The following is a 23,763-nucleotide window of genomic DNA, read 5'->3' as shown; positions in this document are numbered from 1 at the left end:
CCATCCTATCGGCCTGTTCTCACCAAGCACCCCGTTCAGGCGTGCAGCAAGTCGCCCCAGAAGCCCCTGAGGCCCAATTGCAGTTAAACGATCAGGTGCAGTTAAACGACTTGGCCAATACCCTAAATGATCGTTGGCAGTTAGGCGATGAGGGGATCACCTGGCAGGTACAGGACAAGCATGAGGATCATATCGAGATGAGCGGCGAGCAGATCTCGGCCATCATCTATTACGGCAGCGACGAGCAGGGACAGCTGACCCTGAAGCGTAAGCTGGTCTGGCCCATGCTGCGCACCATCCCTAACGACACCCATGCCAGCCTGATCCATGATTTTCCCCTCAGCATCTCGCCCGAGATCATGCTTGGTGGTAAGCCGCTTGTGAAAGAGTCGCTTGAGCGTGTGACCATCGACGGCACCCTGAATCTAACCAGCCAGCTATCTGATGGGCAGGGCAGCAAGGTCCGCCTCAGTCGCACCCTGTCACCCAGCACCGCTGGGCCTAAGATGATCGAGCGTCTGCGGTTTACTAACCAGGGCGAGCAGGCCGTCACGCTGGAGTTTAAGCCTTTAAATTATAAGGTCGAGACGGATGCGGATAAGGGGGTCTATGGCCGCTATCTTATCCAGGCTAGCAGCGATAAGGCGGGGCAGTATAGTCTGGCGCCCGGCAGCGACCTGGAGCTCTTCGTGACCTTCGAGGCCCACAGAGCCGACTGGCAAGTCGGTGAGGCGGGGCCTGGTCAGGCGCTAACTCAAGCGAACGTGCTAACGCCGGCACAAGAGCTAACGCCAGCACAGGAGCTCTCTCCAGCACAAGAGCTAACGCCAGCTCAGGAGATAAGCGCACGTAAGGATTATGTCGCCGAGCTGAATCAAAACCTTCGTCTGGAGACGCCAGATCCTGTGCTCAACAAGATGTTCGAGTTTGCCAAGCTGCGCAGCGCCGAGTCTATCTTCAGGACCAAGGGCGGCCTGATGCATGGCCCCGGCGGCGGTCGCTACTACGCGGCGATCTGGGCCAACGATCAGGCTGAATATATCAACCCTTTCTTCCCCTTCCTGGGGGATAAGCGCGGCAACGAGTCGGCCATCAACAGCTTCGCCCACTTTGCCCGTTACATGAACGATGAGGGCCGGGCGATCCCATCCTCTATCATCGCCGAGGGTGACGATTACTGGAACGGCGCCGGTGATAGGGGCGATTGTGCCATGATCGCCTATGGTGCCAGTCGTTTCGCCCTGGCCTATGGTGACAAGCAGCAGGCCCGCGAGCTACTGCCTCTCATCGACTGGTGTATCGACTTTAGCTACAAGAAGCAGACGAAAGAAGGTGTCATCGCCTCCGACAGCGATGAGCTGGAGGGACGTTTCCCCGCAGGAGAGGTGAACCTCAGCACCAACATGTTGACCTATGGCGCGCTGATCTCCTCGGCCTACCTGAATCAGGAGCTGGGCCGCACTGAATTGGCCAGCGACTATCGTCAGCGAGCCGAGGCGCTAAAGGCCGCCATCGAGGGTTATTTTGGCGCGAACGTGCAGGGTTTCGATACCTATCAGTATTATCAGGGCAACGACAAGCTGAGGGCCTGGATCGCCTTGCCGCTAACCTTCGGCATCTTCGACCGTAAGCAGGCGACCCTGGATGCCCTGCTGTCGGACTACCTGTGGAGCCCAGAGGGGATCTACAGCGAGGCGGGCAACAAAACCTTCTGGGACAGGGCAACCCTGTACGCCTTCAGGGGGATCTTCAGCGCCCAGGAGACAGACACCGCCATGCGCTACTTTAAGTATTATTCGCGCAAACGCCTGCTGGGTGAGCATGTGCCTTATGCGGTCGAGGCTTGGCCCGAGGGTAATCAGCGCCACCTCTCGGCCGAGAGCGCCCTTTACGCCCGGGTCGTGACCGAGGGGATCTTCGGCATGGAACCCATAGGCTTTAATCGCCTCAAGGTCGCCCCCTATCTGCCGACCGGTTGGAATAACATGTGTTTAAGGGGGATCCGCGCCTTCAACAGCAAGGTAGATCTCTGCGTCAATCGCACCCAGGCTAAGGGCGATGATGCCTACCAGATCAGCGTTAAGCAGCCGGATGGCAAGGAGCAGAAGTTCAGCTGGGACGGCCAGGGACCTGTGTCGCTCTCGCTCTAAGCTGTTATCGCTAACAAGCGCCTTTCTGGCCTTTAAGGGGGCGGAAGGGCGCGTCTTCAACTTGTTGCGAGTCAGGTCTGAATCGCCTTAGCCCATATCGGAGGCCCTAGCTGTGAGCATCTTATCCATTGCCATCGTCGGTGGCGGCGCCAGCGGTTGGCTGGCCGCCAACCATCTGGGCCTGGCGCTCAAGGGACGTAGCCCCAAGGTGAGCATTACCCTTATCGAGTCGCCCGATGTCCCCACCATAGGGGTGGGGGAAGGCACTGTGCCTATGATCCGTAAGTCCCTGCAGGCGTTCGGCATTGAGGAGACGGCGCTGTTCAGGCGCTGCGATGCCAGCTTTAAACAATCGATTAAGTTCATCAACTGGCGTCACCGCACGCCTGGCAGCGAGATGAGCGCCTTTCATCACCTGTTTGATCCACCCAGCCCCTTTGGTGTGGATCTCAGCGACTTCTGGCTCTGTGGGCTCGCAAAGGGTGAGAACCCCATGGGGTTCGATGAGGCCCTGTCGCCCCAGAGTTTTAGCTGCGAGGCGCAAAAGGCGCCCAAGACATTAGCCTCCGCACCCTATCAGGGGGCCCACGCCTATGCCTATCACTTCGACGCCGCCAAGTTTTCCGAGCTGCTCAGAGAGAACGCCATGGAGCGTTTCGGCGTCGAGCATATTCAGGATCATCTGCTCGAAGTAGAGACGGACAGGGCTGAAGTGGGCAATGATAGTAAAAATGATAAGAAGATAGTGGCCCTGCATCTCAGGGAGGGCGGTCGCCGTTGTTTCGACTTTTACCTAGACTGCTCAGGCTTTAGTGGCCTCTTGATGGAGAAAGCCCTCGGCGTCGAGTTTACCTCCCTTACAGATAAGCTCTGGATGAATAAGGCGTTAGTGACTCAGGTGGCCAGCGCGCCCGATGCGCCGCTGCCGCCCTATACCCAGGCGAGCGCCCATCAGGCCGGTTGGATCTGGGATATCGCCCTGCCCAAGCGGCGAGGCGTGGGTCTGGTCTATTGCGACCGCTACCTGAGCGACGATGAGGCGCGCCGAAAGCTCCAGCGGTATCTGGGTGACCAGCTGCTAAGTGCCGGCGAGTTTCGCAGCCTCACCATGCGGGTAGGGCATCTGCAAAAGTTCTGGCAGGGCAACTGCGTCGCGCTTGGGTTGGCCCAGGGTTTTCTCGAGCCCCTGGAGGCGACCTCTATCCTGCTGACTGATTTTGCCGCGTCACTACTTGCACGAAAATTCCCCACAGACAGTGAGACTTTGCCAGTGCTTGAGGCCAGGTTTAATCGAATCGTTGGTCACGCCTGGCAGGCGGTTATTGACTTCGTGGCGCTGCATTATCAGCTGTCGGACCGCAGTGATTCCGCCTTCTGGCGCGATTATCGTACTCATCTGGGCGCCCAGCCGACGTCCGAGGAGCTGGCGCGGCGACTCACCCTGTGGCAACACTTCACGCCCCATCCCGACGACTTCTTCTCTCAGTTCGAGGTGTTTGGCGTAGATAACTACCTCTATCTGCTCTATGGCATGGGCTTCAGTACCCAGCCAAAGGCCCTCGATGACGCGGCGCGCCAGCAGGCCAGGGCGCAGCTGGATAAGATAGCCCACGCCAAGGCTTTTCTGGCGCAGAAACTGCCGGATCACAGGGCCTTTATCCGGGCGTTAACTCAGGGCTAATCTCAGGGCTATTTTCAGGGGTACTCTCAGGCTTTATCTTTGGCCGAATATCTGGCTTAAGCGAGGTCAGGCCGATAAGTTCTTACCAGTTCGCCCCGCGTTCTGCCAACGCCTGCTTGAGAAAATCGATAAACACCCTGAGGCGGGCGGGTATATGTTGCCGCTCCGGAGTGAGGGCGTAAATGCCATGTGTCGGCGCCTGGTAATCGCTGAGCACTGGCACCAGAGTGCCCGCAGCCAACTCCTCTTCCACCAGATACCTGGGCATCAGGGCGATCCCCATGCCATCGAGCAGCAGGCGGCGGATCACCTCGCTGTTGTTAACTTTGATGTTTCCCCGGGGCTTGATTCGGCTCACCTCACCGCGCCGCTCAAAGCTCCACTCCAGTCCACCGCGAAAGTACGAGTAGAAGAGGCAGTTGTGTCCCCTGAGCTCAGCAAGGCTTCTGGGATCGCCCTGGCGCGTAAGATAGTCGGGGGAGGCGCACAGCAGGCTGTGGCAGGGGGCGAGTTTTACCGCTACCAGGCTGGAATCTGGCAGATCGCCTATTCGCACCACCATATCCAGGCCATCTTTAAGCAGATCCACCACGCGATCGTCCAGGCTCACCTCTAAGTTGATGGCCGGGTATTGGCGGCTAAATTCGCTCAGCAGCGGTGCGATATGGCGCTGACCGAAGACGTTGGGCAGGCTCACCTTTAGGTTGCCCTGTACTGCCCCCTGTTGGCTGGCCAGGGCATCCTGGGCCTGCTGCATCAGAGCGGCGGCCTGGTGCACATACTCATAGTACTGTCTGCCGGCATCTGTGAGGTGCAGTCTGCGGGTGGTGCGCTGGATAAGCTTGACCCCTAAGGCCTGCTCTAAGGCGCTGATGCGCTTACTCACCGCCGACTTGTTGATGCCTAAACGCCGCGCGGCCTCGGAGAAACTGCCCAGCTCGACGACTGAGACAAACAGGGGAATGTTGGCGTAGATGTCCAAATATAGTTTCCATTATGGCAACAAAGAGTTTCGAATATAACGGATTATCTATTTCATAGAAACAGATTAAAGTGGCGCCATCGAGATTAAGATGACTAATAAGACGCTATTTAGCGTGGAACGAGACGATGACGAAACAGCTAATCCCGCAACTTATGCCACAGCTTATGCCACAAGAAGCGGCACAACTAACGCCACAACTATTGCCACAAGAACCGACAAGCCAGGCTCACATTGACCTTAAGCCACAGGCAAGCACGCCACTGAACCTGATGCTTGGGCTGCTGGGCGGAGTGGCCCTGGCGGTGATGATCGCCCTAAACAGCGAGTTGGCCAAGTATGGCTCGCCGCTGCTGGCCTCCTGGGGCGCCCATGGGGTCGGCACCCTAGTCGCCCTCCTATTGCTGGGCGCGGTGCGCCTCAGACAAGGTGCCCTTACAAGGCGCAACGAGGCAGCGCCCTGGTGGGCCTATCTGGGCGGGCTGCCCGGCGCCTTCACCGTGGTGCTGGGAGCCATGACGGTCAACAGCGCATTGGGGCTAAGCGCCAGCATCGCCTTCATCATGGCGGGGCAGATCCTCTTCGGCCTAGTGTGCGATAGCCTGGGCTTGTTTGGCATGGCGAGGCGCCGCCTAAATTGGGGGCAGGGCGCATCTCTGGCCGTGATGGCCCTGGGCGCACTGATTGTCTTGCTGGCTCAGGAGGGCGCGTGATGCTAACGCTTGTTTTACTTGCGCTGCTTAACGGCATCTGTATCGGCCTTTGCCGCATCCTCAACGGTCGTCTGGGTCAGGCTAGCGATGCCTACTATGCCTCGCTCTGGAACCATGGCGTGGGCTTTGTCTTCTTAAGTCTGCTGCTGGTGTCTATGCCGACTCCGCCCATCGAGGGCCTGCTCGATGCCCCCCTCTATGCCTGGCTTGGCGGCGTCGTGGGCGCGGTATTTGTGGTGCTCAACACCCTGGTCATCTTAAGACTGGGCGCGACTCTCTGCAGCCTGCTGGTGATCTCGGGTCAGCTGCTGAGCGGCGTGCTGTTCGACCTAGTGGTCAAGGCGGTCAATCCGCTGCAGCTGCTTGGGGTGATCATCATCTTCGCCGGTGTGTTGGCTTTTCGCCGCATGGAGGCGCGTAGTAACAGTCCTGAGCAACTGCCGCCTCATACTCAGCAGCTGCATGCCCAGACGCTTAAGCCAGAAAAGATGTGATTGGAAATATTTTAGGCTTGGTAGGTGCTAGCTAAAGACTAATGGTCTTCAGCGCCGGCGAGTTTGAGAAAGCTTAAATTCGCGGCCAAGCAAGGAAATGGGAAATAAAAGCCCCTTTTCAGGAATGACTGTAAGGGGCAACTGGCCGAGCATAGCGATCACTTAAGAACCAAGGATGTAGATCGCTATTATGTTTCAAAAGACCCAGGCTAAGCCGCAGTTTTCAACCGATGAACACCCCCATCGCCGTTTCAATCCTCTCACCGGCGAGTGGGTGTTGCTGTCACCACATAGAAGCAAGCGGCCCTGGCAGGGACAGACCGAGGCGCTGGACATGACCACCGCGCCCAGCTACGACAGCGAGTGCTTCCTCTGCCCTGGCAATAAACGCATCAATGGCGAGCAAAACCCTAAGTACGACACCACCTTCGTGTTTCAAAACGACTTCGCGGCCCTCAATAGTGACGGCCCCAAGGCCCAGGGGGAGGACCCGCTGTTTCGCTTCGAGACGGTAGAGGGGGAGAGTCGCGTGCTCTGCTTCTCACCGGATCACAGCCTGACGCTGGCGCAGCTCAGCCCCGAGGCGATGCAGGCGGTGATCGCCGCCTGGCAGAGTCAGAGCGAGCTATTGGGGAAGAAGTATCTCTGGGTGCAGGTATTTGAAAACAAGGGCGCCGCCATGGGTTGCTCTAATCCCCATCCCCATGGGCAGATCTGGGCCCATAACCACCTTCCCACCTTGGTGGCGACTAAACAGCAGCGCCTAGGAGACTATTACCAGCAGCATCACGGCAATCTCCTGGGTGACTATGTCGAGCGCGAGCTACAGCAAGAAGTGCGCATTGTGGTGAGCAATGATGATTGGGTGGCGCTTGTGCCTTACTGGGCCAGCTGGCCTTTCGAGACTCTGATTCTGCCAAGGTTCGACATCCGTCGCATGACCGAGCTGACCGCCGAAACCCGTGAAAGCCTGGGGGAGATCATAGGGGCGCTTACCGTGCGTTACGACAACCTGTTCCAGTGCGCCTTTCCCTATTCCATGGGTTGGCACGGTGCGCCGTTTGATGGCCAGGACCACCCCGAGTGGTGCCTGCACGCTCATTTTTATCCGCCGCTGCTGCGTAGCGCCAGCGTGAAAAAATTCATGGTGGGGTACGAGCTGCTGGCCGAGATCCAGCGGGACATCACCCCAGAGCAGGCCGCCGCACGTCTGAGGGAACAATCCCCAATCCACTACAAGAGTAGCCATTACAAGAATAGCCACTACCAGAATTGCCACGGCTAGCAGAGCCAATAAAAACACAGATAAAGCCAGGCTAAATATAAAAGGACAGAAAGATGAAAAATGGCGAGTTAACTCAAGCCCTTACCCATGCCTTCACCCAGGCCTTCACTCAGGCCTTCACCCAGGCCTTCGGCCAAGAACCTGCGTTGGTGGCCTATGCCCCGGGGCGGGTCAATTTGATTGGCGATCATACCGACTATAACCTGGGCTGGGTTTTACCTGTGGCCCTCGATAAGGGCACCTCGGTGGCTGCATCACAGCGCGATGATAGCCAGATCCAAGTGGTGGCGAGAGACATGGACAACGAGCAGGTTAGCTTTTCGCTCGATGACCAGGCAATGGCGCTGATGCCCCTGGATAGCGTCTCGCCCTGGAGCAACTATGTGCGCGGCACGGTGAAGATGCTCAGCGCCTATCTGGCCGAGACGGGTCAGCCACCTCTCAGGGGCGCTAGCCTGATGATTAGCGGCAATCTGCCTAAAGGAGCGGGGCTTAGCTCATCGGCGTCCCTTGAGATGGCGATTATCAAGGCCTTCGCCGGGCTATTCGATCTCAAGGTCGACGGCATCAAGGCGGCGCAGCTGGGCCAGCAGGCGGAGAACGATTTTGTCGGCTGTAACTGCGGCATCATGGATCAGCTGATCTCGGCCATGGGAGAGGCGGAGCGCGCCATGCTGCTCGATTGCAGCGATCTCGCTATCAATCAGGTAGCCCTACCGCGCAGCCTAAGCCTGATGATCATCAACTCTAACGTGAAGCGGGCGCTGGTGGGCAGCGAATATAACCTGAGGCGCGAGCAGTGCCAACAGGTGGCGCAGCATTTCGGCGTGAGCTCGCTGCGGCAGGTGAGCTATGAGCAGCTGTGTCAGGCAGAAGCCTCGCTCGAACCGACCCTGTTTCGGCGTGCCCGCCATGTGGTGAGTGAAAACGCCCGGGTGCTTGAGATGGCTGAGGCGCTAAGCGCAGGTGACAGCGCCCGCATCGGCCGTCTGATGGCCGCCTCTCATCGCTCGCTGCGGGATGATTTTGCCGTGAGCACCCCAGAGGTGGATTGTCTGGTGGCGCTGGTTAGCGAGGTGCTGGGCATGGATGGCGGCGCGCGCATGACTGGCGGCGGCTTCGGTGGCTGCGTGGTCGCCCTGCTGCCGGAGCACAAGATAGCCGAGGTGCGCGAGACAATCGCCGTCGAGTATCAGGCAAGGACAGGGCTGACGGCGGATATCTATCTGTGCCAAAGCGGGGCGGGGGCCTTCGCCTAAGCGTCTAAGCGCCTAAAGGCCTAAGCGCTTAAGCCTGTTTGGGGGCGGGCCAGGGGCTCGCCATAGAAAAAGTCATAAGAATAAGAGAAGACGACTATGTTAGAGACACTGGATATTGGCATTTTGCTGGTCTACGCACTTGGGCTGCTGGGGCTGGCGCTGTGGATCTCCCGCCAGGACAAACGTCATGAGCGAGACACAAAGGACTACTTTCTGGCGGGCAAGGCCTTGCCCTGGTGGGCGATCGGCGCATCTTTAATCGCCTCTAACATCTCCGCCGAGCAGATCATCGGCATGTCGGGCTCTGGTTATGCTATCGGCCTGGCCATCGCCTCTTACGAGTGGATGGCGGCGATCACCCTGATCTTGGTGGGCAAGTATATGCTGCCCATCTTCATCAAGAACGAGATCTACACCATGCCCCAGTACCTGGAGCAGCGCTTTGACAAGCGGGTCAAGACCACGCTGGCGCTGTTCTGGTTGTCTGTCTACATCTTCGTCAACCTCACCGCCGTACTCTGGCTCGGCGGCCTGGCGATCGAGACGGTGGCGGGGATCGACTGGCTCTATGGCATGGTGTTGCTGGCGCTGTTTTCCCTGGCCTACTCCCTCTATGGCGGCCTCAAGGCGGTGGCCTACACGGATATTATTCAGGTGGTGCTGCTGATCTTCGGCGGCCTGCTGCTCAGCTATCTGGCGCTGGACAGGGTGGCCGACGGGCAGGGCGTCTGGGCAGGATTCGACAGGCTTTCCAGCGCCTTACCGGAGCATTTCGAGATGATCCTGAGTCAAAGTAACCCCCACTACATGAGCCTGCCGGGGATCTCTGTGCTGGTGGGCGGGTTGTGGATCATGAATATCAGCTACTGGGGCTTTAATCAGTACATCATACAGCGCGCCCTGGCGGCCAAGAGCGTGGCCGAGGCGCAGAAAGGGATCGCCTTCGCCGCCTACCTCAAGCTCTTGATGCCGCTCATCGTGGTGCTGCCGGGGATCGCCGCCGTGCTCCTCTATCCCGGGCTGGAGTCGCCGGATCAGGCCTATCCCTCCTTGATGGCCCTGATGCCCGCCGGGGTGAAGGGGCTGGTGTTTGCCGCGCTGGTGGCGGCCATCGTCTCCTCCCTGGCCTCCATGACCAACAGCATCTCGACCATTTTCACCATGGATATCTACGCCATGGTGCGCCCGGCCAAATCCGAGGGGCACTATGTGTTGGTGGGTAGGCTGTCTAGCCTGATAAGCCTAGTAATAGCCCTGGTGATGGCCCAACCGCTGCTGGGTGAGTTCGAGCAGGCCTTTCAATATATTCAGGAGTTTACCGGGGTATTCACCCCAGGGATCGTGGTGATCTTCCTAACGGGCATGTTCTGGCGCAGGGCGACCTCTCAAGGCGCGCTGGCGGCGGCGCTGGGCTCGGCCATCTTCTCCTTCGGCCTGAGGTTCTACTGGCCCGAGCTGCCCTTCATGGATCGCATCGGCCTGGTGTTCCTGCTCTGTCTGGTCCTTAGCGTGCTGGTCTCCGTCATGGGGCGCTCTCTCGAAGAGGGGGCGAGTGTGGGGCTAGGCGGCGTCAGCTTCAAGACGGGCAGAGCCTTCAACCTCAGCGCCTTGGGAGTAGTGGTGATCCTCAACTTCCTCTATGTCACCTGGTGGTAAGGAGGTGCGAGAGATGAAAAGGGAGAAGATGGGCATCTTAGTCACAGGGGGCGCCGGTTATATCGGCTCCCATGCCTGCGTCGAGCTGCTGAGCGCCGGGCATCAGTTGGTGGTGCTGGATAACCTGTCGCGGGCCAAATTCGAGTCCCTGGTGCGGGTCGAGCAGATCACTGCGGCCAAACTCACCTTCGTCGAGGGGGATATTCGCGATGAGCGGACGCTTGATGCCCTGTTTTCCCGTTATCATATCGATGCCGTGATGCACTTTGCCGGGCTCAAGGCGGTGGGGGAGTCGACCCGGCTGCCACTGGCATACTACGACAACAATGTGGTCGGCTCCATGCGCCTGCTTAGCGCCATGACGCGCCACGGCGTGAAGACTCTGGTCTTCTCCTCCTCGGCCACCGTCTATGGGGCCAACCCACCTCTGCCCATCACGGAAGCTACGCCCCGTTCCAGCACTAACCCCTACGGCCAGACCAAGCTGGTGGTAGAGCAGATGTGCGCTGAGTGGGCTAACGCAAAGCAAGATGTCAGCGTGATCCTGCTGCGCTACTTTAATCCTGTCGGCGCCCACGAGTCCGGGCTGATTGGCGAAGATCCCAAGGGGGAGCCCAATAATCTATTGCCCTATATCACCCAGGTCGCCATGGGGCGCCGCCCCTATCTGTCGGTATTTGGTAGCGACTATGCCACAACCGATGGCACAGGCGTGCGCGACTATATCCATGTGGTGGATCTGGTGCAGGGGCACCTGGCGGCCCTGACGCGGCTACATGGGGTGGCGGGCTGTCATACCTTTAATCTGGGTTCGGGGCAGGGCTATTCTGTGCTTGAGATGGTTAGGGCCTTCGAGCAGGCGAGCGGTAAAAATATTGCGCTACACATGGCGCCGCGCCGCCCAGGGGATATCGCCGCCAGCTATGCCTGTCCAGATAAGGCGGCCCGGGAGCTCGACTGGCGGGCGGCGAGAGATCTTACGCAGATGATGCAGGACAGCTGGCGCTGGCAGTGTCGTAATCCCCAGGGATATAGCTAAACAGCTTCTTAACTCGCTGGCAGGATAATCGCTATTTGCAGGCCTTGTATTGGTTGCTGATGGGGTCATATTCGAACCCAGAGGCGGCCAGCTTCTGCTCCAGCTGGGCACTGGGAATGTCCAGCTGGTAGAAGAGGTCCTGCCTGTCATGACAGTTCAGCCTGAGCTGCTCGTTGACTATGCCCACCAAAATATCGCCGCTTAGCTGGGTTAAGTGGTAATCCATCTCGTCCTCCTGCATCTGAGTATGCATCTGTTATAGGTTTAGCCCAGTTTTTATGGGCTGACAACGGCGCTGTTACCTGGCTCAGCCCTTTGATGACACCTCTTTCCATAGCTATTTACAACGATATTTAACTGTTAACACGATATTTAGTGATGACGTTTCACGATATTTCGTGAACGTTTGATCTTATTCTAACTTCCTGTCGATACAGCCCTTTTATCCAGTGCTGGCACGTTAGCTGCTGGTAGAGAGAGGTCATTGGGAATACCCAAGCTAACAAAAAAACAGCGTAAACACTGATAAAGGGAAAATGTGATGAATAAGAAGTTATTGGCTCTGTTGATCCCATCTGTATTGATGGCCAGCTCGGCGCAGGCTATCGAGTTGTACAAGGATCAAACCAATGCACTGAATATGATGGGCTGGCTAGGTTTCGCCGCGGTTAACGATGGTGACGACACCGCCGTGGTTGATAATTTTTCGCGTGTCGGCTTCCGATTCGACCGCCAGGAGAAGAACGGCTGGCGCAGCTTCGCTCACACCGAGTGGGGCATCAACATGGTCACCAGCGACGACTCGCTCAAATATGTGGGCGGCCAGCTGGGCGCGCAGAAGACCTCAGACTTCCTGTTTAACCGTCTGGGTTATGTCGGCCTGTCACACGCCAAGTGGGGTAGCCTGAGCTTTGGTAAGCAGTGGGGCGCCTACTATGACGTGGCCTACACCACCGACGTGCTCAACGTCTATACCGGCTACTCGGTCGGCGCCTATACCTTCGGTGACGGTGGCCTAACGGGCGCGGGTCGCGCCGATTCAGCCTTCATCTATCGTAACAGCTTCGGCGATCTGGATATCGCGCTGCAATACGCCGCCAAGCAAAATGGTGACGTCGCTCTGTTTGATAAGAATGGTCAGGCGGTGGACGATGGCTCTCACCTGAGCTTCGACACCAGCTATGGCGCCAACCTGACCTATCATGTGACCGATAAGTTCAAGGTACTTGCCGGCTTTAACCGCGGCGATTTCGAGGGTGAGTTGGCCGGAGTTAGCGTCGATGATACCAACGAGATCATAGGTATCGGCGCCCAGTATGGCTCCTTCTACCAGTATGCGCCGGGCCGCGACGCCAAGGGGCTCTATGTCGGTTTCAACGCCCATCAGAGCAAGCAAAACGAATTGGTGGCCGGTCAGCTTTATGACTCTACTGGCGCCGAGTTCCTGGTGGCCTACCACTATGACAATGGTTTCGTGCCTAGCTTCCTGATCTCTTATCAGGATCTGGATACCGACGAGACCACGGCCATCAAGGGTAACTGGACACGTCAGTTTGCCGTGCTAGGCCTGCACTATCGCTACAGCCGCGATACCGTGATGTTTGCCGAAGCTAAGTTCGACTTCAGCGACATGGATGACAAGGGTTTCGAAGCGGCACAAGACAACAGCTACGCCGTCGGTATCCGCTACTTCTTCTAGTTTGATTGTTCCCTGCAAAGTTCAAAGCACTCCTCGGAGTGCTTTTTTTTGGTCTCTGATATTTAAAAGCCTAGCGCCAGTTTCTAACGCTAAGCTCCTAATGCCAAAGCAATTAGCACAGCCCCAGCTTCTTCATCTTGCTGCGAAGGGTATTGGGGTTGATGTCCAGCATCTCGGCGGCGCCGCCCGGCCCATAGAGTTTACCGCCGGTGATCCGCATCGCATGGGCGATATACTTACTCACCATCACATCCAGGGGCACCAGTTTATCGCTGGCATGACTTGGATCTATGATGATGGTCTCATGTTTGCCGCTGGCCGCAGGTTCCACCTTGTCCACCTGGGTCAGGTTGAAGTTGAGCGGCCCCTCAGGGGTTTCGATCATGGCCCGCTCCAGCACGTTGATCAGCTCGCGCACGTTGCCCGGCCAATGGTAGTGATTCAGGCTGTCGAGTTGTTCACTGCTGACCCTGGGGAGCTTGTCCAGATTAAACTTGGCCGCCAGCACCTCGATAAAGTGCTGCACCAGCAGGGGAATGTCCGAGCGGCGCTGACGCAGCGAGGGGATCTCGATAGGAAAGACCGCCAGGCGGTACCAGAGATCCTCACGAAAGGTCTGCTTCTTCACCATGGCCTGCAGGTTTCTGTGGGTGGCGGCGATCACTCGAATATCCAGGTTGATGGCATCGAAACCGCCCACCCGGGTGATGGTGCCGTTCTGCAACACCCGCAGCAGGCGCACCTGTACCGACAGGGGCAGCTCGCCAATTTCGTCTAAGAAGATGGTGCCGCCGTTGGCCTGTTCGAAGAAACCTGCCTTACGCTGCTCGGCGCCGGTGAAGGCGCCTTTCTCATAGCCAAACAGCTCAGAGTCGATGAGGCTTTCTGGGATGGCGCCGCAGTTGACCTTGATGAAGGGCTTGTCGGCCCGCTGTGACTTGCAGTGAACGGCGTTGGCGATCACCTCCTTACCACAGCCGGTTTCCCCCAGGATCAACACGCTGGTATGCAGCTTGGCGATCGCCTCTACTTGGGTCATTACCCGCTTAAGGCCAGAGTCGGCGCCAATCACCCCGCAGGGGTTGAAGGCCTGTTTGAGTAGGCGGTTTTGTTGGGTGAGCGCCTGATTGGCCCTGAGCAGATTGCGCCCCTTGAGATTAAAGGCGGTGATCAGCGACAGGGTATCCTTGTGGGGCTCGATAAGCTCGGCGTGGCGATGACAAAACTGTGCCTTCTGCTTGGCATAGAAACCCACCACCCCCAGATGGGTGTTGCCGCTGAGCATGCGCAGCAGAATCACCGACTGGATATTGGGGATCACCTGAGGCGCGACAAAGCCTGTCACCTGATCGTGCTCGAGATCGTTGATGATGCGGATCACCGGACGGTCGGGCTGGCTCAGCAGGGCCTGCATCTCGGCGGAGATCTTCACCTGTTTATTCAGCGCCGTGGTCTGCGCCTCATCCACATGGGCCAGAAACTGGATGTCGCCATATTCGGGGCGGTAGATATTGAGGTAGATGCCGTCGATGGGCAGGTGTTGCCTGACATATTCGAAGTAGGCCCGCAGGGACTGCTCCAGCTCCAGGCTGCTGCACAGTCGCTGGGTGGCTTCGAAATAGAATTGTTTTTGCATTGAAATGTCACGGTGATCACGAAGTTTCGTGATTGTAGATCATCATATTTCGTGATTCTGTGCCCCCCTTCATAAATTGTTCCTTATCCCCCTCTTTTTAGGTAGTTGGCATGCCGGGTGCAATCTTATCTGCATGAAATCGAGGCGAATTCCCCCGATTCTACTTTGCTCAAATGGTCGAAAGGAAAATTAAAAATGAAACAGAAAGATCTGATAAGCCCGGGTCGTCGCCAGCTGTTAAAAGGCGGCGCCGCGATGGCCGTCAGTGTGGCGGGACTGGGCGCCGTGAGCGCCCAGGCGGCCGAGTGTAGTGGCGATAAACCGCCCAGGTTCGATGAGATAGTCGATGTCTTGGTGATCGGCAGCGGTTTCGCCGGTATGTCGGCGGCGCTGCAGGCCAAAGAGGCCGGTGCCAGCGTCATGGTGATCGACAAGATGCCCGTGTTTGGCGGCAACTCCACCATCAATGGCGGCGCCATGGCGGTGGCTGGTTCTAAGTTGCAGGCTAAGGAAGGGATCAAGGATTCGGTCGATACCATGGTGGCCGACATGCTCAAGGCGGGTCGCGGCATGAACGATGTCGGGATGCTCAAGCTGGTGTGTAACGGCACCGCCGAGTCTTGCCAGTGGCTGGAGGCCTATGGCGTCGAGTGGAAGCCTTTTGTGCAGCACTTCGGTGGCCACTCGCTGCCGCGCGTGTTACAGACGGTGCAGAGCTCAGGCGCCGGCATCATTCGCCCCCTGATCAAGGCGGCGAAGCAGCATGGTATCGAGATGCGAAATCAGACCAAGCTCGAATCTTTCGTGAAAGATCCGGCCGGTCGCGTGATCGGTGTCCAAGTTCGCGATGGCTATTATTTCCCGCAGGAGCGCACGGGTAAAATACATCTTATCGGCGCACGCAAGGGGGTGATCATGGCCACCGGCGGTTTCTCCCGGGATCTCGAGTATCGCCAGATGCAGCAGCCTGAATTAAATGGCGATCTCGACTCGACCAACCATCCCGGCGCGACCTCTGAGGCCCTCAAGCAGATGATGTTGATCGGCGCCAACCCGATCCATCTGGATCAGATCCAGCTCGGCCCCTGGGCATCACCGGACGAGAAGGGCTTCGGCACCGCCTCTCAGTTCAACACCATCGCCACCTATCCAAGCGGCATAGTGGTGGATGTGCGCACCGGCGAGCGTTTCTTCAACGAACTGGCCGACCGTAAGGCCCGCGCCGACGCCATCATGACCCGCCGTGACGAGCAGGGTAATCCCGTCTATCCCGTGGGCTTTACCAATGCCAAGGGCGCGGCCCAGGCTCAAACCTTGGAGTGGGGCCTCAAGTACAAGGTGATCCAGAAGGCGGACACCCTGGAAGAGTTAGCGGCCCTGTATCAGATCCCCGCCAAGGCATTGAAAGCCCAGGTGGCGCGCTGGAACGACGCGGTAAAAGCCGGCGAAGACAAGGAGTTTGGTCGTCCTATGCAGAAGGCCATGGCGCTGGAAGAGGGCCCTTGGTATGGCGTGCGTATGTGGCCCAAGGTGCACTACTGCATGGGCGGCGTGAAGGTGAATACCCAGTCTCAGGTGCTGCACCTGGTGAGCAACGAGCCGATCGACGGCCTGTATGCCGCCGGTGAGGCGACGGGTGGCATCCATGGGGCGAGCCGTCTTGGCGCTTGCGCCGTGGCAGAAGGTGTGGTGACGGGCAGAAACGCCGGTCGTATCTGCGCGGCGAGCGCGGCAATCGAATTAAAACAGGCTTAGCACAGGTGTGCAGCCGAGAAAAATATTAAGGAATTGATGATGAAAAAAGTAAATACTCTGTTGGCAACTACCGCCCTGGCCACCAGTGCCCTGGCGATGACCTCAGGCGCCGCCATGGCGAGTGATACCGTAGTGCTCGACGGTCAGCATCTGACTCAGGCCCAGGCCTGGGCGATCGCCGATGGTGCCAAGGTTGATATCGCGCCTCAGGCGGCCTCCTCTTTGGTGAAGGCTCACGATCTGCTGATGGAAGCGGCGCGTCTGGGTAAGCCTGTGTATGGTCTCACAGTAGGCGTTGGCCTGAACAAGGACCACAAGCTGTTCGATGCCAACGGCGAGCTAAGCGCCGAGGTGATGGCGGCCTCTAAATCCTTTAACTACAGCACCCTAAGAGCACACAGTGCAGGCGTTGGCGAGCCGATGCCGGTAAGACTCACCCGTGTCGCTCTGGCGGTTCGCCTGAACACCATCTTGTCTGGTCACACCGGCGTGCAGCCCTATGTGGCCGAGATCTACAAGGCCTACCTGAACCAGGGGATCACGCCTGTGATTCCATCGCTGGGCACAGTAGGCGAGGCGGACATTCTGCTGGCATCCCACGTGGGCCTGGCGATGATCGGCGAGTGGGATGTGTTCTATCAAGGCAAGCGCATGAGCAGTGTCGATGCGATGAGTAAGGCAGGCGTCAAGCCGCTTAAGCCTATCGGTAAAGATGCGCTCTCTATCCTGTCGAACAACTCTGTGGCCGTGGCCTACGCCATGCAAGGTTATCAGGACGCCGAGCATCTGCTGCAGGTCTCGCCAACCGTGTTTGGCCTGAGCCTGGAAGGGCTAAACGGTAACGTGGCGCCATTCTTGCCACAGACCAATGACATTCGTCCTTTCCCTTATCTGAAGGCGACCACAGAGGATATCTTGGGCTCACTCTCTGGCAGCTACCTGTGGGATCTCAACAGCGAGCGTCCGCTGCAAGACCCGCTGAGTTACCGCACCACCGCCTATACCTTGGCGAGTGCCCAGAAGGCGCTGTCTGATCTGGGCCAGGTGATCGACATTCAGATCAACCACTCAGACGATAATCCTGGGGTGATCCTGGGCGCGAGCAAGCAGTACGCCGAAAACTCTCAGGTGGCCAAGTATCTGGTCGAAGGCAAGGGCGGTGTGTTCCCAACCACCAACTTCGAGCCGCTCCCTGTGGCTCTGGCGGTGCAGCAGCTGAGCGTGGCCCTGACCCATGTGTCTCACAACAGCGCCATGCGCACCATTCACCTGTCGGACGATCACTTTACCCATCTGCCACGCTTCCTGAGCGCGCCGGGTAACAATGGTCACGCCTTCGGCGCCATTCAGAAGACCTTCGTGGACATGCAGGTGCGTAACAAGATGTTGGCGATGCCAGTGTCATTCGACGGCATCCAGATCGCCGGTAACATCGAAGACACCTTCACCAACCTTAAGCTGGCGAGCGATAACCTGATCCAAATAGTCGACAATATCAACACCATGTATGGCCTGGAGTTGTTGCACTCTACCCAGGCGATCGACCTGCGCAAGGCGGCCAATGCCGACCTTAAGCTAGGTAAGGCGACCCAGGCCATGTACCAGGCGTATCGTCAACAGGTGCCATTCGTCGAGCTTGACCGTCCGTTCACGCCAGACATTCAGGCGTCACACGACTTCATCGTCAAGTACTGATGGGTTGGGCTTTAGCCTAAGCAAGTTATTAGCTGGGGCGCTTGGCGCCCCACAATAAGGATTAAAGATGTTAAGAGTATTATCGGCCCTCTGTTTGGCGGCGCTACTGAGCGCGCCGGGTGCACAGGCCATGAAGTTAAAAGATTATCATAAAGAGATCATGACCAACGAGCAGGGCAAGGTGGAGTGCAGCGCCTGTCATGGCGAGGCGAAACGCAAGAGCATACCTAAGATGAGTGCCTGCGAGTCTTGCCACGGCACGGCGGCCGAGATGGCCGAGCTGACCAAGCGCCCCGAGGGGGCAGGCCACAGCGTAGAGCCAAACCCCCACGACAGCCTGCACTATGGCAGCGATCTTCCTTGTACCTACTGTCATCAGGAGCACAAGGAGAGCAAGGTGTACTGTAACCAGTGTCATGAGTTTAAGTACCCTAAGATGAAACGTTAGCCAAGTTCGGCTAGGGCGCCCAGTGCCGAGTCTGGGGATAAGGGCCACAGCGCACGCTCCCGCTGCTGTGGCTTTTTTCTCTGCTTTTTTCTTTGTCTCTTCCCCGCAATTTTCCAGCTATTACCTTCAGTTATTCTAGTAAATAGGCTACTTTGTCTTTGATTATCAATATCTGATGACTAATTTGGCGACTAATTAAGAACGAATAGGGGAGCTTATCTTGGATAGAATCGATACCATGAAAGCCTTTACGGCCGTGGTGCAGGAGGGCTCCTTCACCAAGGCGGCAGACAGGCTTGGGCTCTCCTCGCAGCTGGTCAGCAAGTATGTGTCTCAACTCGAGGAGCATCTCAAGGTGCGCCTGCTCAATCGCACCACACGGCGGGTCAACGTGACCGAGGCGGGCAGGGCCTACTTCGAGCGCTGCCTGCAGGTGCTTATCGATATCGAAGAGATGGATAACGCCCTGACCAACCTCAGCGAGACCGCCTCGGGTCTGCTTAAGGTCAGCGCCCCCATGTCTTTCGGCATTCACCATCTGCCCAGTGCCCTGGTGCAGTTTCAGCAGCAACACCCGGATGTCAGGCTAGATATTACCCTGACGGACAAGAAGGTGGATCTGCTGGAGGATGGCGTCGATGTGGCGCTGCGCATCGGTCAGCTCTCGAGTTCTTCGCTTATCGCCAAGAAGCTCACCCCGATAAAGCTTGTTGTCTGCGCCTCCCCCGAGTACCTGGCCGAGCGCGGCGAGCCCATGACTCCGGCGGATCTTATCCATCACAACTACCTGCACTTTAGCTACTCGGATCTGGGCGCGGCCTTCGGTCGTTTCGGCGAGCATTTCTCGGCGCTGAAGATCCCAAGCGATCTGGCCTGTAACAACGGCGACATGCTGGTGGAGGCCGCCATCGCCGGTCGTGGCATAGTGGTGCAGCCCACCTTTCTGGTGAGCAAGGCCCTGCGTAGTGGTAAGCTCAAAGCGATCCTCATCGACTACACGCCAGAGCCCTTCGGCCTGTACGCCGTCTATGTGCACCGTAAGTTTCTCGCCAGCAAGGTACGCTGTTTCGTCGACGCCCTGAGTCAACACTATGGCAAGACCCCCTACTGGGATGCGATAGACGACTAGTTGGCTTTGGCTAGCTTTATAGCTTTAGCCAGCTTTCTCGCTCTGGCCAGCTTTCTCGCGTTAGTTAGATTGCTCGCATTAGTCTGCTTTCTCGTCCTCAAGCTTTCCGCGCCCGAGCGCTAAGCCTTAAGAGCTAAGGCCTAAGCTGTAAGACTAATGCCCCAAGACGTAAGCCCCAAGACTAAAGCCTAAAGACGTAAGCCCCATCTGCCGTCTAGGTCTATTATCGCCATTTTGTTGCCAATCATTAAATGATAGTGATGTTTATCAATTTAACGTTGAGAGCTACATTTACCTCATCGGCAGCGAATGGCTAATGACTTATACCTAATCAAAGTCAAAGGCCAAAGGCTGCAAACCAAACATCTTTGAGGAGATCACTATGAACAAGCAAACGTTAATCAAACTACTTAACAGCGATGCAGGACTGGCCCCCTTGGTACTGCGTCTACCCCTAGGACTCATCTTCGCCGCCCACGGCGCCCAGAAGCTGTTCGGCTGGTTCGGCGGCTATGGCCTGGAAGGCACAGGGCAGTGGATGGCCAGCGTCGGTTTCGAACCCGGTTACCTGATGGCCCTGCTGGCCGGTAGCGCCGAGTTCTTCGGTGGTCTGGCACTGGTGCTGGGTCTGTTGACTCGTCCCGCCGCTGCGCTAACCGCCTTCACCATGGCGGTCGCCATGACGCTGCATGTGGGCAACGGCCTGTTTGTCTCTAACAACGGCTACGAGTTTGCCTTGATATTGCTGGCGGCCTCACTCTCTCTGGCGGTGCAGGGCGGTGGACGCTACTCGGTCGACAAGTTACTGGCCGGTCGTCTCTAAGGTTAGCCAATTTTACGGTAGGGGCGGGTGTAGGAGACTATGCCCCGCATCCTGTTACGGGTTTAGAAGGAGAAGCAGATGTTAGTCGATGGTCGTTGGAATGGAGATTGGCAGCCGGTGCAGGCGAAGGATGATGAGGGGCGTTTCGTGCGTCAGATCTCTAGCTTTCGCAACTGGATAACGCCGACAGGCGAGGCTGGTCCTACGGGTGAGGGCGGCTTTAAGGCGGAGTCTGGCCGCTATCATCTCTATGTCGCCTATATCTGCCCCTGGGCCTCACGTACCCTGATGGTGCGGGCGCTCAAGGGCCTTAGCGAGCATATCAGTGTCAGCGTGGTCAACCCCGTGCTTTCGGCGCAGGGCTGGCAGTTTGGCGGCGCGCAGGGTAGCAAGGTAGCTGGAGACAGCGACAGCCTCAATGGCCACAAGTATCTACATCAGCTCTATACCCAGGTGGATCCTCACTTTACCGGCAGGGCGACCGTGCCCGTGCTCTGGGATAAGCAGCGCCAGGCGATAGTGAACAACGAGTCGGCAGACATCATACGCATGTTAAACACCGCCTTCGATCACCTTACCGACTCGGCGCTTGATCTCTATCCAAAAGAGCAAAGCCAAGCTATCGATAGCCTGAATGAGCGTCTCTATCACCAGTTAAACAATGGCGTCTACAAGGCGGGCTTTGCCACCAGTCAGTTTGCCTACGAAGAGGCCTACCAAGGCGTCTTTGGCCTGCTCGATGAGCTGGAGCAGACCCTGAGCGATGGTCGCCCCTACTTGCTCGGCGAGCAGCTGACCGAGTCGGATATTTGTGCCTTCGTGACCCTGGTGCGCTTCGATGTCGCCTACTATGGCCTGTTTAAGTGTAACCGTGAGCTGATCGCCCAGAAGCCACAGCTACAGGCCTATTTGCAGCGCATCTATGCCCTCGATGGCATCGCAGCCACGGTCAACATCGAGCATATCAAGCAGGGCTACTATTCGATCAAGGCGCTGAATCCGACAGGCATAGTGCCTGTCGGCCCTCAGGTTAGCTTATGATTTCGAGAGTTAGTTCAAGCGTAAGTACAAACATGATTACCAATATGAGTGCAAGTAAGAGCTTAAGACAGATCTCCCCTGAGGTGAGTGAGCAGCTAAAGACTGCAACCAGTGCAGGTGTAATGCCGAGCCTGTTTGTCTCCCACGGCTCGCCCATGTTGGCCCTGGATGACAGCGACAACGCTGCGTTTCTCGCCGAGCTGGGCCAGGTGCTGCCAAGACCCAAGGCGATATTGGTGTTCTCGGCCCACACGGATTTAGCCGGCAAGGTGCGTATCGCATCTGGCGAGGCCCCGCGCACAGTGCACGACTTCTACGGCTTTCCCGACGCCCTCTACCGAGTCAACTATCCGGCCCCTGGCGCGCCTAAGCTGGCTGGCGAGGTCGCGGATCTTCTGCAAACCGCCGGGTTTGACGCCAAGTTAGATGAGCAGCTTGGCTGGGATCACGGCCTCTGGACGCCGCTCAGCCGTCTCTATCCCGAGGCGGATATCCCTCTGGTGCTGGTCTCTATCGACAGCCGTCAGGGCGCAAACTATCACTATCGCCTGGGACAGGCGGTAAAATCCCTGCGCGCCGACGGCGTGCTGGTACTGGGTTCGGGTGGCATCAGCCACAACCTGGGCGAGCTGTTTCGCCGCCCCGGCGACCCGCAGAAGGTAGAGAAGATGCAAAGCTTCGTCAATTGGATCGCCGATAAGCTTTCCCAAGGGGATCTACCATCACTGCTGGATGTCGAGCGCCAAGCCCCACACGCCAGGTTCAACCACCCCAGCATAGAACACCTGATGCCCTTCTACGTCGCCCTAGGCGCAGGGCAGGGTGAAGGGGTTAATGAGTCGGGCAAGCCGCCATTGCGACTCCACCAAAGCATCGAGTTACAAATCCTCGCCCTAGATACCTACTCCTGGCTCCAGTGAATTCCGGGCATAAATCTGCCGTAAGTTGTTTTTAAATAGAAAAAGCCTTCGAATGAAGGCTTTTTCTTTTTGGCTTGAAACATTTAGCCGTAAAGGTTTTTACTTCGCTGATGCTAGCCTTGACCCTCATGGTTCGGAATTGCCTGCGGCAGGCTTATGTGCAAACACATTTGTGACACGGTGAGTGAAGCCTAGCTTCGTGCATACGAACGAGAGGCATGGATGCCGAACTGGCCGTTAGACAAGGATGTTGTTCGAGCACTTCCATGTGAGCTCTACCTCGGCATCTGACCTCCACGGAAGGAGGGAATGCCAAAAATGTCGGGAACATTTTTGGCCATACATAGGAAGGTCACAAATGTGTTTACACCAGTATCTATCGTCTCTTCGATTTGACGTTACAGGACAGCCCAGCTTTAAAATATTCTTGGACATTTTCGAGTTAAAGCCTTAACTCTAACCTGTCAGTTTCGGATAAAAATTTCTATGGGATAACGCCCTGTTAAGGTGTGAGCAACGCAATACCGAAGCTACCGCAGAACACCTTAAACACTAAACGCAACGCATAGTAAAAATGCCACGCGTTGCGAATCACTCTTAAACAGTTTGTTATATTTTATTCTTTAGGTAGCTTGTAAAACATTTTATTATAATCAGGATTTGTATAAAAATTCTCCGTAACATATAAAACTTGTTGTTCTATTGGTTGTGGAATATTTTCATTCGAAACTAAAAAATCCTTCAATGTTTCCAGCAGTGGAATAGCTGCATAATATGGTTTAGTTTCATCGCTCTTAGGCTTTGATTTAATTGCAATTATTCTTGATTCCAAATATTTAAAATTACCATCTAATTTGTAGGCTCTTGTTGCTGCCACTACCTCTGTGAACGGCTCAATAACATAAGGTGTATTACCATTAGTTTCCCCAATACTATCTTTCAAAACTGAAGCTGCTTTTTCTCCTAAAACATTATACAGGATGAGATGAAAACAATGCCCTAGCTCGTGAGTCTTAGTTGTTGCAGTAGCTTCTTTTCTTAATACTACTACGCATTGCTTTTCACTACTGTCAGGAGTTTCGTAAACATTCGCGATACCATCTGCCGTACCTATTTTTGCTTTTAATGTAGAAAGGGCTTCTTCAGTGTCTTTTACATTTTTGTAATTACCTTGATAATCAATGTTATTTTTAGGAGCGTCTTTCGATTCAAGTTGATGTATTTCAAGCTCAGCATACCCATCTAAAAACCTCTCTTCATAACTTTTTTTGCAACCTGTAATTACTAACGACATAAACAACAATATTAATATTTTCATGATAATCCTTTTAAAATATAACGTTCTGGCTCAGGGGCGT

20 protein-coding genes are annotated in these 23,763 nt (G+C 56.5%); 16 read left to right on the top strand and 4 right to left on the bottom strand.

Annotated elements, in window-relative coordinates:
• The first annotated feature begins 41 nt into the window (after positions 1–41).
• On the top strand, positions 42–2,150 hold the full coding sequence (locus K0I63_RS11890) for a glucosidase family protein (RefSeq protein WP_258406858.1): 2,109 nt from the start codon (positions 42–44) through the stop codon (positions 2,148–2,150).
• 112 nt (positions 2,151–2,262) lie between these two features.
• On the top strand, positions 2,263–3,831 hold the full coding sequence (locus K0I63_RS11885) for a tryptophan halogenase family protein (protein WP_220081182.1): 1,569 nt from the start codon (positions 2,263–2,265) through the stop codon (positions 3,829–3,831).
• A gap of 82 nt (positions 3,832–3,913) precedes the next feature.
• Here the strand turns inward: K0I63_RS11885 and K0I63_RS11880 are convergent, their stop codons facing one another.
• Positions 3,914–4,813, bottom strand: coding sequence for a LysR family transcriptional regulator (locus tag K0I63_RS11880; protein WP_220081181.1), 900 nt, complete (start codon positions 4,811–4,813; stop codon positions 3,914–3,916).
• Positions 4,814–4,941: 128 nt separating this feature from the next.
• Here K0I63_RS11880 and K0I63_RS11875 point away from each other — a divergent pair, with 128 nt between their 5' ends.
• The 6 genes from K0I63_RS11875 to galE all read left to right on the top strand — a co-directional run bounded on the left by K0I63_RS11875 (position 4,942) and on the right by galE (position 11,259).
• Positions 4,942–5,526, top strand: coding sequence for a DMT family transporter (locus K0I63_RS11875; protein WP_258406857.1), 585 nt, complete (start codon positions 4,942–4,944; stop codon positions 5,524–5,526).
• Complete coding sequence (locus tag K0I63_RS11870; protein WP_258406856.1) at positions 5,526–6,020, top strand: DMT family transporter; 495 nt, start codon at positions 5,526–5,528, stop codon at positions 6,018–6,020. The genes K0I63_RS11875 and K0I63_RS11870 overlap by 1 nt, the downstream gene beginning before the upstream one ends.
• 190 nt (positions 6,021–6,210) lie before the next feature.
• Positions 6,211–7,305: a UDP-glucose--hexose-1-phosphate uridylyltransferase gene (locus tag K0I63_RS11865; protein ID WP_220081180.1), complete on the top strand. Its 1,095-nt coding sequence runs from the start codon at positions 6,211–6,213 to the stop codon at positions 7,303–7,305.
• Between the two features lie 53 nt (positions 7,306–7,358).
• Positions 7,359–8,564, top strand: coding sequence for a galactokinase (galK, locus tag K0I63_RS11860; protein WP_220081179.1), 1,206 nt, complete (start codon positions 7,359–7,361; stop codon positions 8,562–8,564).
• A 96-nt stretch (positions 8,565–8,660) separates the two neighbouring features.
• Positions 8,661–10,220, top strand: coding sequence for a sodium/sugar symporter (locus tag K0I63_RS11855; RefSeq protein ID WP_220081178.1), 1,560 nt, complete (start codon positions 8,661–8,663; stop codon positions 10,218–10,220).
• Positions 10,221–10,248: 28 nt separating this feature from the next.
• On the top strand, positions 10,249–11,259 hold the full coding sequence (gene galE, locus K0I63_RS11850) for a UDP-glucose 4-epimerase GalE (protein WP_220083432.1): 1,011 nt from the start codon (positions 10,249–10,251) through the stop codon (positions 11,257–11,259).
• Between the two features lie 31 nt (positions 11,260–11,290).
• On the opposite strand, the gene K0I63_RS11845 is transcribed toward galE, so the two are convergent.
• Positions 11,291–11,485 carry a DUF4250 domain-containing protein gene (locus K0I63_RS11845; protein WP_041407236.1) on the bottom strand — a complete coding sequence of 65 codons (195 nt, stop codon included), beginning with the start codon at positions 11,483–11,485 and terminating at the stop codon, positions 11,291–11,293.
• Between the two features lie 315 nt (positions 11,486–11,800).
• On the opposite strand from K0I63_RS11845, the gene K0I63_RS11840 reads away from it, so the two are divergent.
• Positions 11,801–12,958 carry a porin gene (locus tag K0I63_RS11840; protein ID WP_144202830.1) on the top strand — a complete coding sequence of 386 codons (1,158 nt, stop codon included), beginning with the start codon at positions 11,801–11,803 and terminating at the stop codon, positions 12,956–12,958.
• Between the two features lie 112 nt (positions 12,959–13,070).
• Here the strand turns inward: K0I63_RS11840 and K0I63_RS11835 are convergent, their stop codons facing one another.
• Positions 13,071–14,594, bottom strand: coding sequence for a sigma-54 interaction domain-containing protein (locus K0I63_RS11835; RefSeq protein WP_220081177.1), 1,524 nt, complete (start codon positions 14,592–14,594; stop codon positions 13,071–13,073).
• 195 nt (positions 14,595–14,789) lie between these two features.
• On the opposite strand from K0I63_RS11835, the gene K0I63_RS11830 reads away from it, so the two are divergent.
• From K0I63_RS11830 to K0I63_RS11800, 7 genes are all read left to right on the top strand, one after another.
• Positions 14,790–16,349: a flavocytochrome c gene (locus K0I63_RS11830; protein WP_220081176.1), complete on the top strand. Its 1,560-nt coding sequence runs from the start codon at positions 14,790–14,792 to the stop codon at positions 16,347–16,349.
• Positions 16,350–16,385: 36 nt separating this feature from the next.
• Complete coding sequence (locus K0I63_RS11825; RefSeq protein WP_220081175.1) at positions 16,386–18,044, top strand: HAL/PAL/TAL family ammonia-lyase; 1,659 nt, start codon at positions 16,386–16,388, stop codon at positions 18,042–18,044.
• Between the two features lie 67 nt (positions 18,045–18,111).
• A complete protein-coding gene (locus K0I63_RS11820; RefSeq protein ID WP_011866076.1) occupies positions 18,112–18,492 on the top strand; it encodes a cytochrome c3 family protein in 381 nt (126 codons plus the stop codon).
• A 220-nt stretch (positions 18,493–18,712) separates the two neighbouring features.
• Positions 18,713–19,621 (top strand): LysR family transcriptional regulator, encoded by a 909-nt coding sequence (locus K0I63_RS11815; RefSeq protein ID WP_220081174.1) that lies wholly within the window; start codon positions 18,713–18,715, stop codon positions 19,619–19,621.
• A 382-nt stretch (positions 19,622–20,003) separates the two neighbouring features.
• Positions 20,004–20,444, top strand: a complete 441-nt coding sequence (locus tag K0I63_RS11810) for a DoxX family protein (protein ID WP_220081173.1) — start codon at positions 20,004–20,006, stop codon at positions 20,442–20,444.
• Positions 20,445–20,522: 78 nt separating this feature from the next.
• Complete coding sequence (locus tag K0I63_RS11805) at positions 20,523–21,485, top strand: glutathione S-transferase family protein (protein ID WP_220081172.1); 963 nt, start codon at positions 20,523–20,525, stop codon at positions 21,483–21,485.
• A gap of 44 nt (positions 21,486–21,529) precedes the next feature.
• On the top strand, positions 21,530–22,405 hold the full coding sequence (locus tag K0I63_RS11800; RefSeq protein ID WP_258406855.1) for a DODA-type extradiol aromatic ring-opening family dioxygenase: 876 nt from the start codon (positions 21,530–21,532) through the stop codon (positions 22,403–22,405).
• A 616-nt stretch (positions 22,406–23,021) separates the two neighbouring features.
• On the opposite strand, the gene K0I63_RS11790 is transcribed toward K0I63_RS11800, so the two are convergent.
• Positions 23,022–23,723 carry a hypothetical protein gene (locus K0I63_RS11790; protein ID WP_220081171.1) on the bottom strand — a complete coding sequence of 234 codons (702 nt, stop codon included), beginning with the start codon at positions 23,721–23,723 and terminating at the stop codon, positions 23,022–23,024.
• Positions 23,724–23,763: the final 40 nt, after the last annotated feature.

This window comes from Shewanella rhizosphaerae (assembly GCF_019457655.1).
Taxonomy (GTDB): Bacteria; Pseudomonadota; Gammaproteobacteria; order Enterobacterales; family Shewanellaceae; genus Shewanella; species Shewanella loihica.
This window is presented reverse-complemented; position numbering and strand designations above follow the sequence as displayed.

Bases quoted from the DNA above. Each gene is read 5' to 3' on its own strand.
- K0I63_RS11835 (WP_220081177.1), bottom strand. From the start codon at position 14,594: ATGCAAAAACAATTCTATTTCGAAGCCACCCAGCGACTGTGCAGCAGC.
- K0I63_RS11820 (WP_011866076.1), top strand. From the start codon at position 18,112: ATGTTAAGAGTATTATCGGCCCTCTGTTTGGCGGCGCTACTGAGCGCG.
- K0I63_RS11800 (WP_258406855.1), top strand. From the start codon at position 21,530: ATGAGTGCAAGTAAGAGCTTAAGACAGATCTCCCCTGAGGTGAGTGAG.
- K0I63_RS11830 (WP_220081176.1), top strand. From the start codon at position 14,790: ATGAAACAGAAAGATCTGATAAGCCCGGGTCGTCGCCAGCTGTTAAAA.
- K0I63_RS11855 (WP_220081178.1), top strand. From the start codon at position 8,661: ATGTTAGAGACACTGGATATTGGCATTTTGCTGGTCTACGCACTTGGG.
- galK (WP_220081179.1), top strand. From the start codon at position 7,359: ATGAAAAATGGCGAGTTAACTCAAGCCCTTACCCATGCCTTCACCCAG.
- K0I63_RS11840 (WP_144202830.1), top strand. From the start codon at position 11,801: ATGAATAAGAAGTTATTGGCTCTGTTGATCCCATCTGTATTGATGGCC.
- K0I63_RS11805 (WP_220081172.1), top strand. From the start codon at position 20,523: ATGTTAGTCGATGGTCGTTGGAATGGAGATTGGCAGCCGGTGCAGGCG.
- K0I63_RS11870 (WP_258406856.1), top strand. From the start codon at position 5,526: ATGCTAACGCTTGTTTTACTTGCGCTGCTTAACGGCATCTGTATCGGC.
- K0I63_RS11825 (WP_220081175.1), top strand. From the start codon at position 16,386: ATGATGAAAAAAGTAAATACTCTGTTGGCAACTACCGCCCTGGCCACC.
- galE (WP_220083432.1), top strand. From the start codon at position 10,249: ATGGGCATCTTAGTCACAGGGGGCGCCGGTTATATCGGCTCCCATGCC.
- K0I63_RS11790 (WP_220081171.1), bottom strand. From the start codon at position 23,723: ATGAAAATATTAATATTGTTGTTTATGTCGTTAGTAATTACAGGTTGC.
- K0I63_RS11875 (WP_258406857.1), top strand. From the start codon at position 4,942: ATGACGAAACAGCTAATCCCGCAACTTATGCCACAGCTTATGCCACAA.
- K0I63_RS11845 (WP_041407236.1), bottom strand. From the start codon at position 11,485: ATGGATTACCACTTAACCCAGCTAAGCGGCGATATTTTGGTGGGCATA.
- K0I63_RS11865 (WP_220081180.1), top strand. From the start codon at position 6,211: ATGTTTCAAAAGACCCAGGCTAAGCCGCAGTTTTCAACCGATGAACAC.
- K0I63_RS11810 (WP_220081173.1), top strand. From the start codon at position 20,004: ATGAACAAGCAAACGTTAATCAAACTACTTAACAGCGATGCAGGACTG.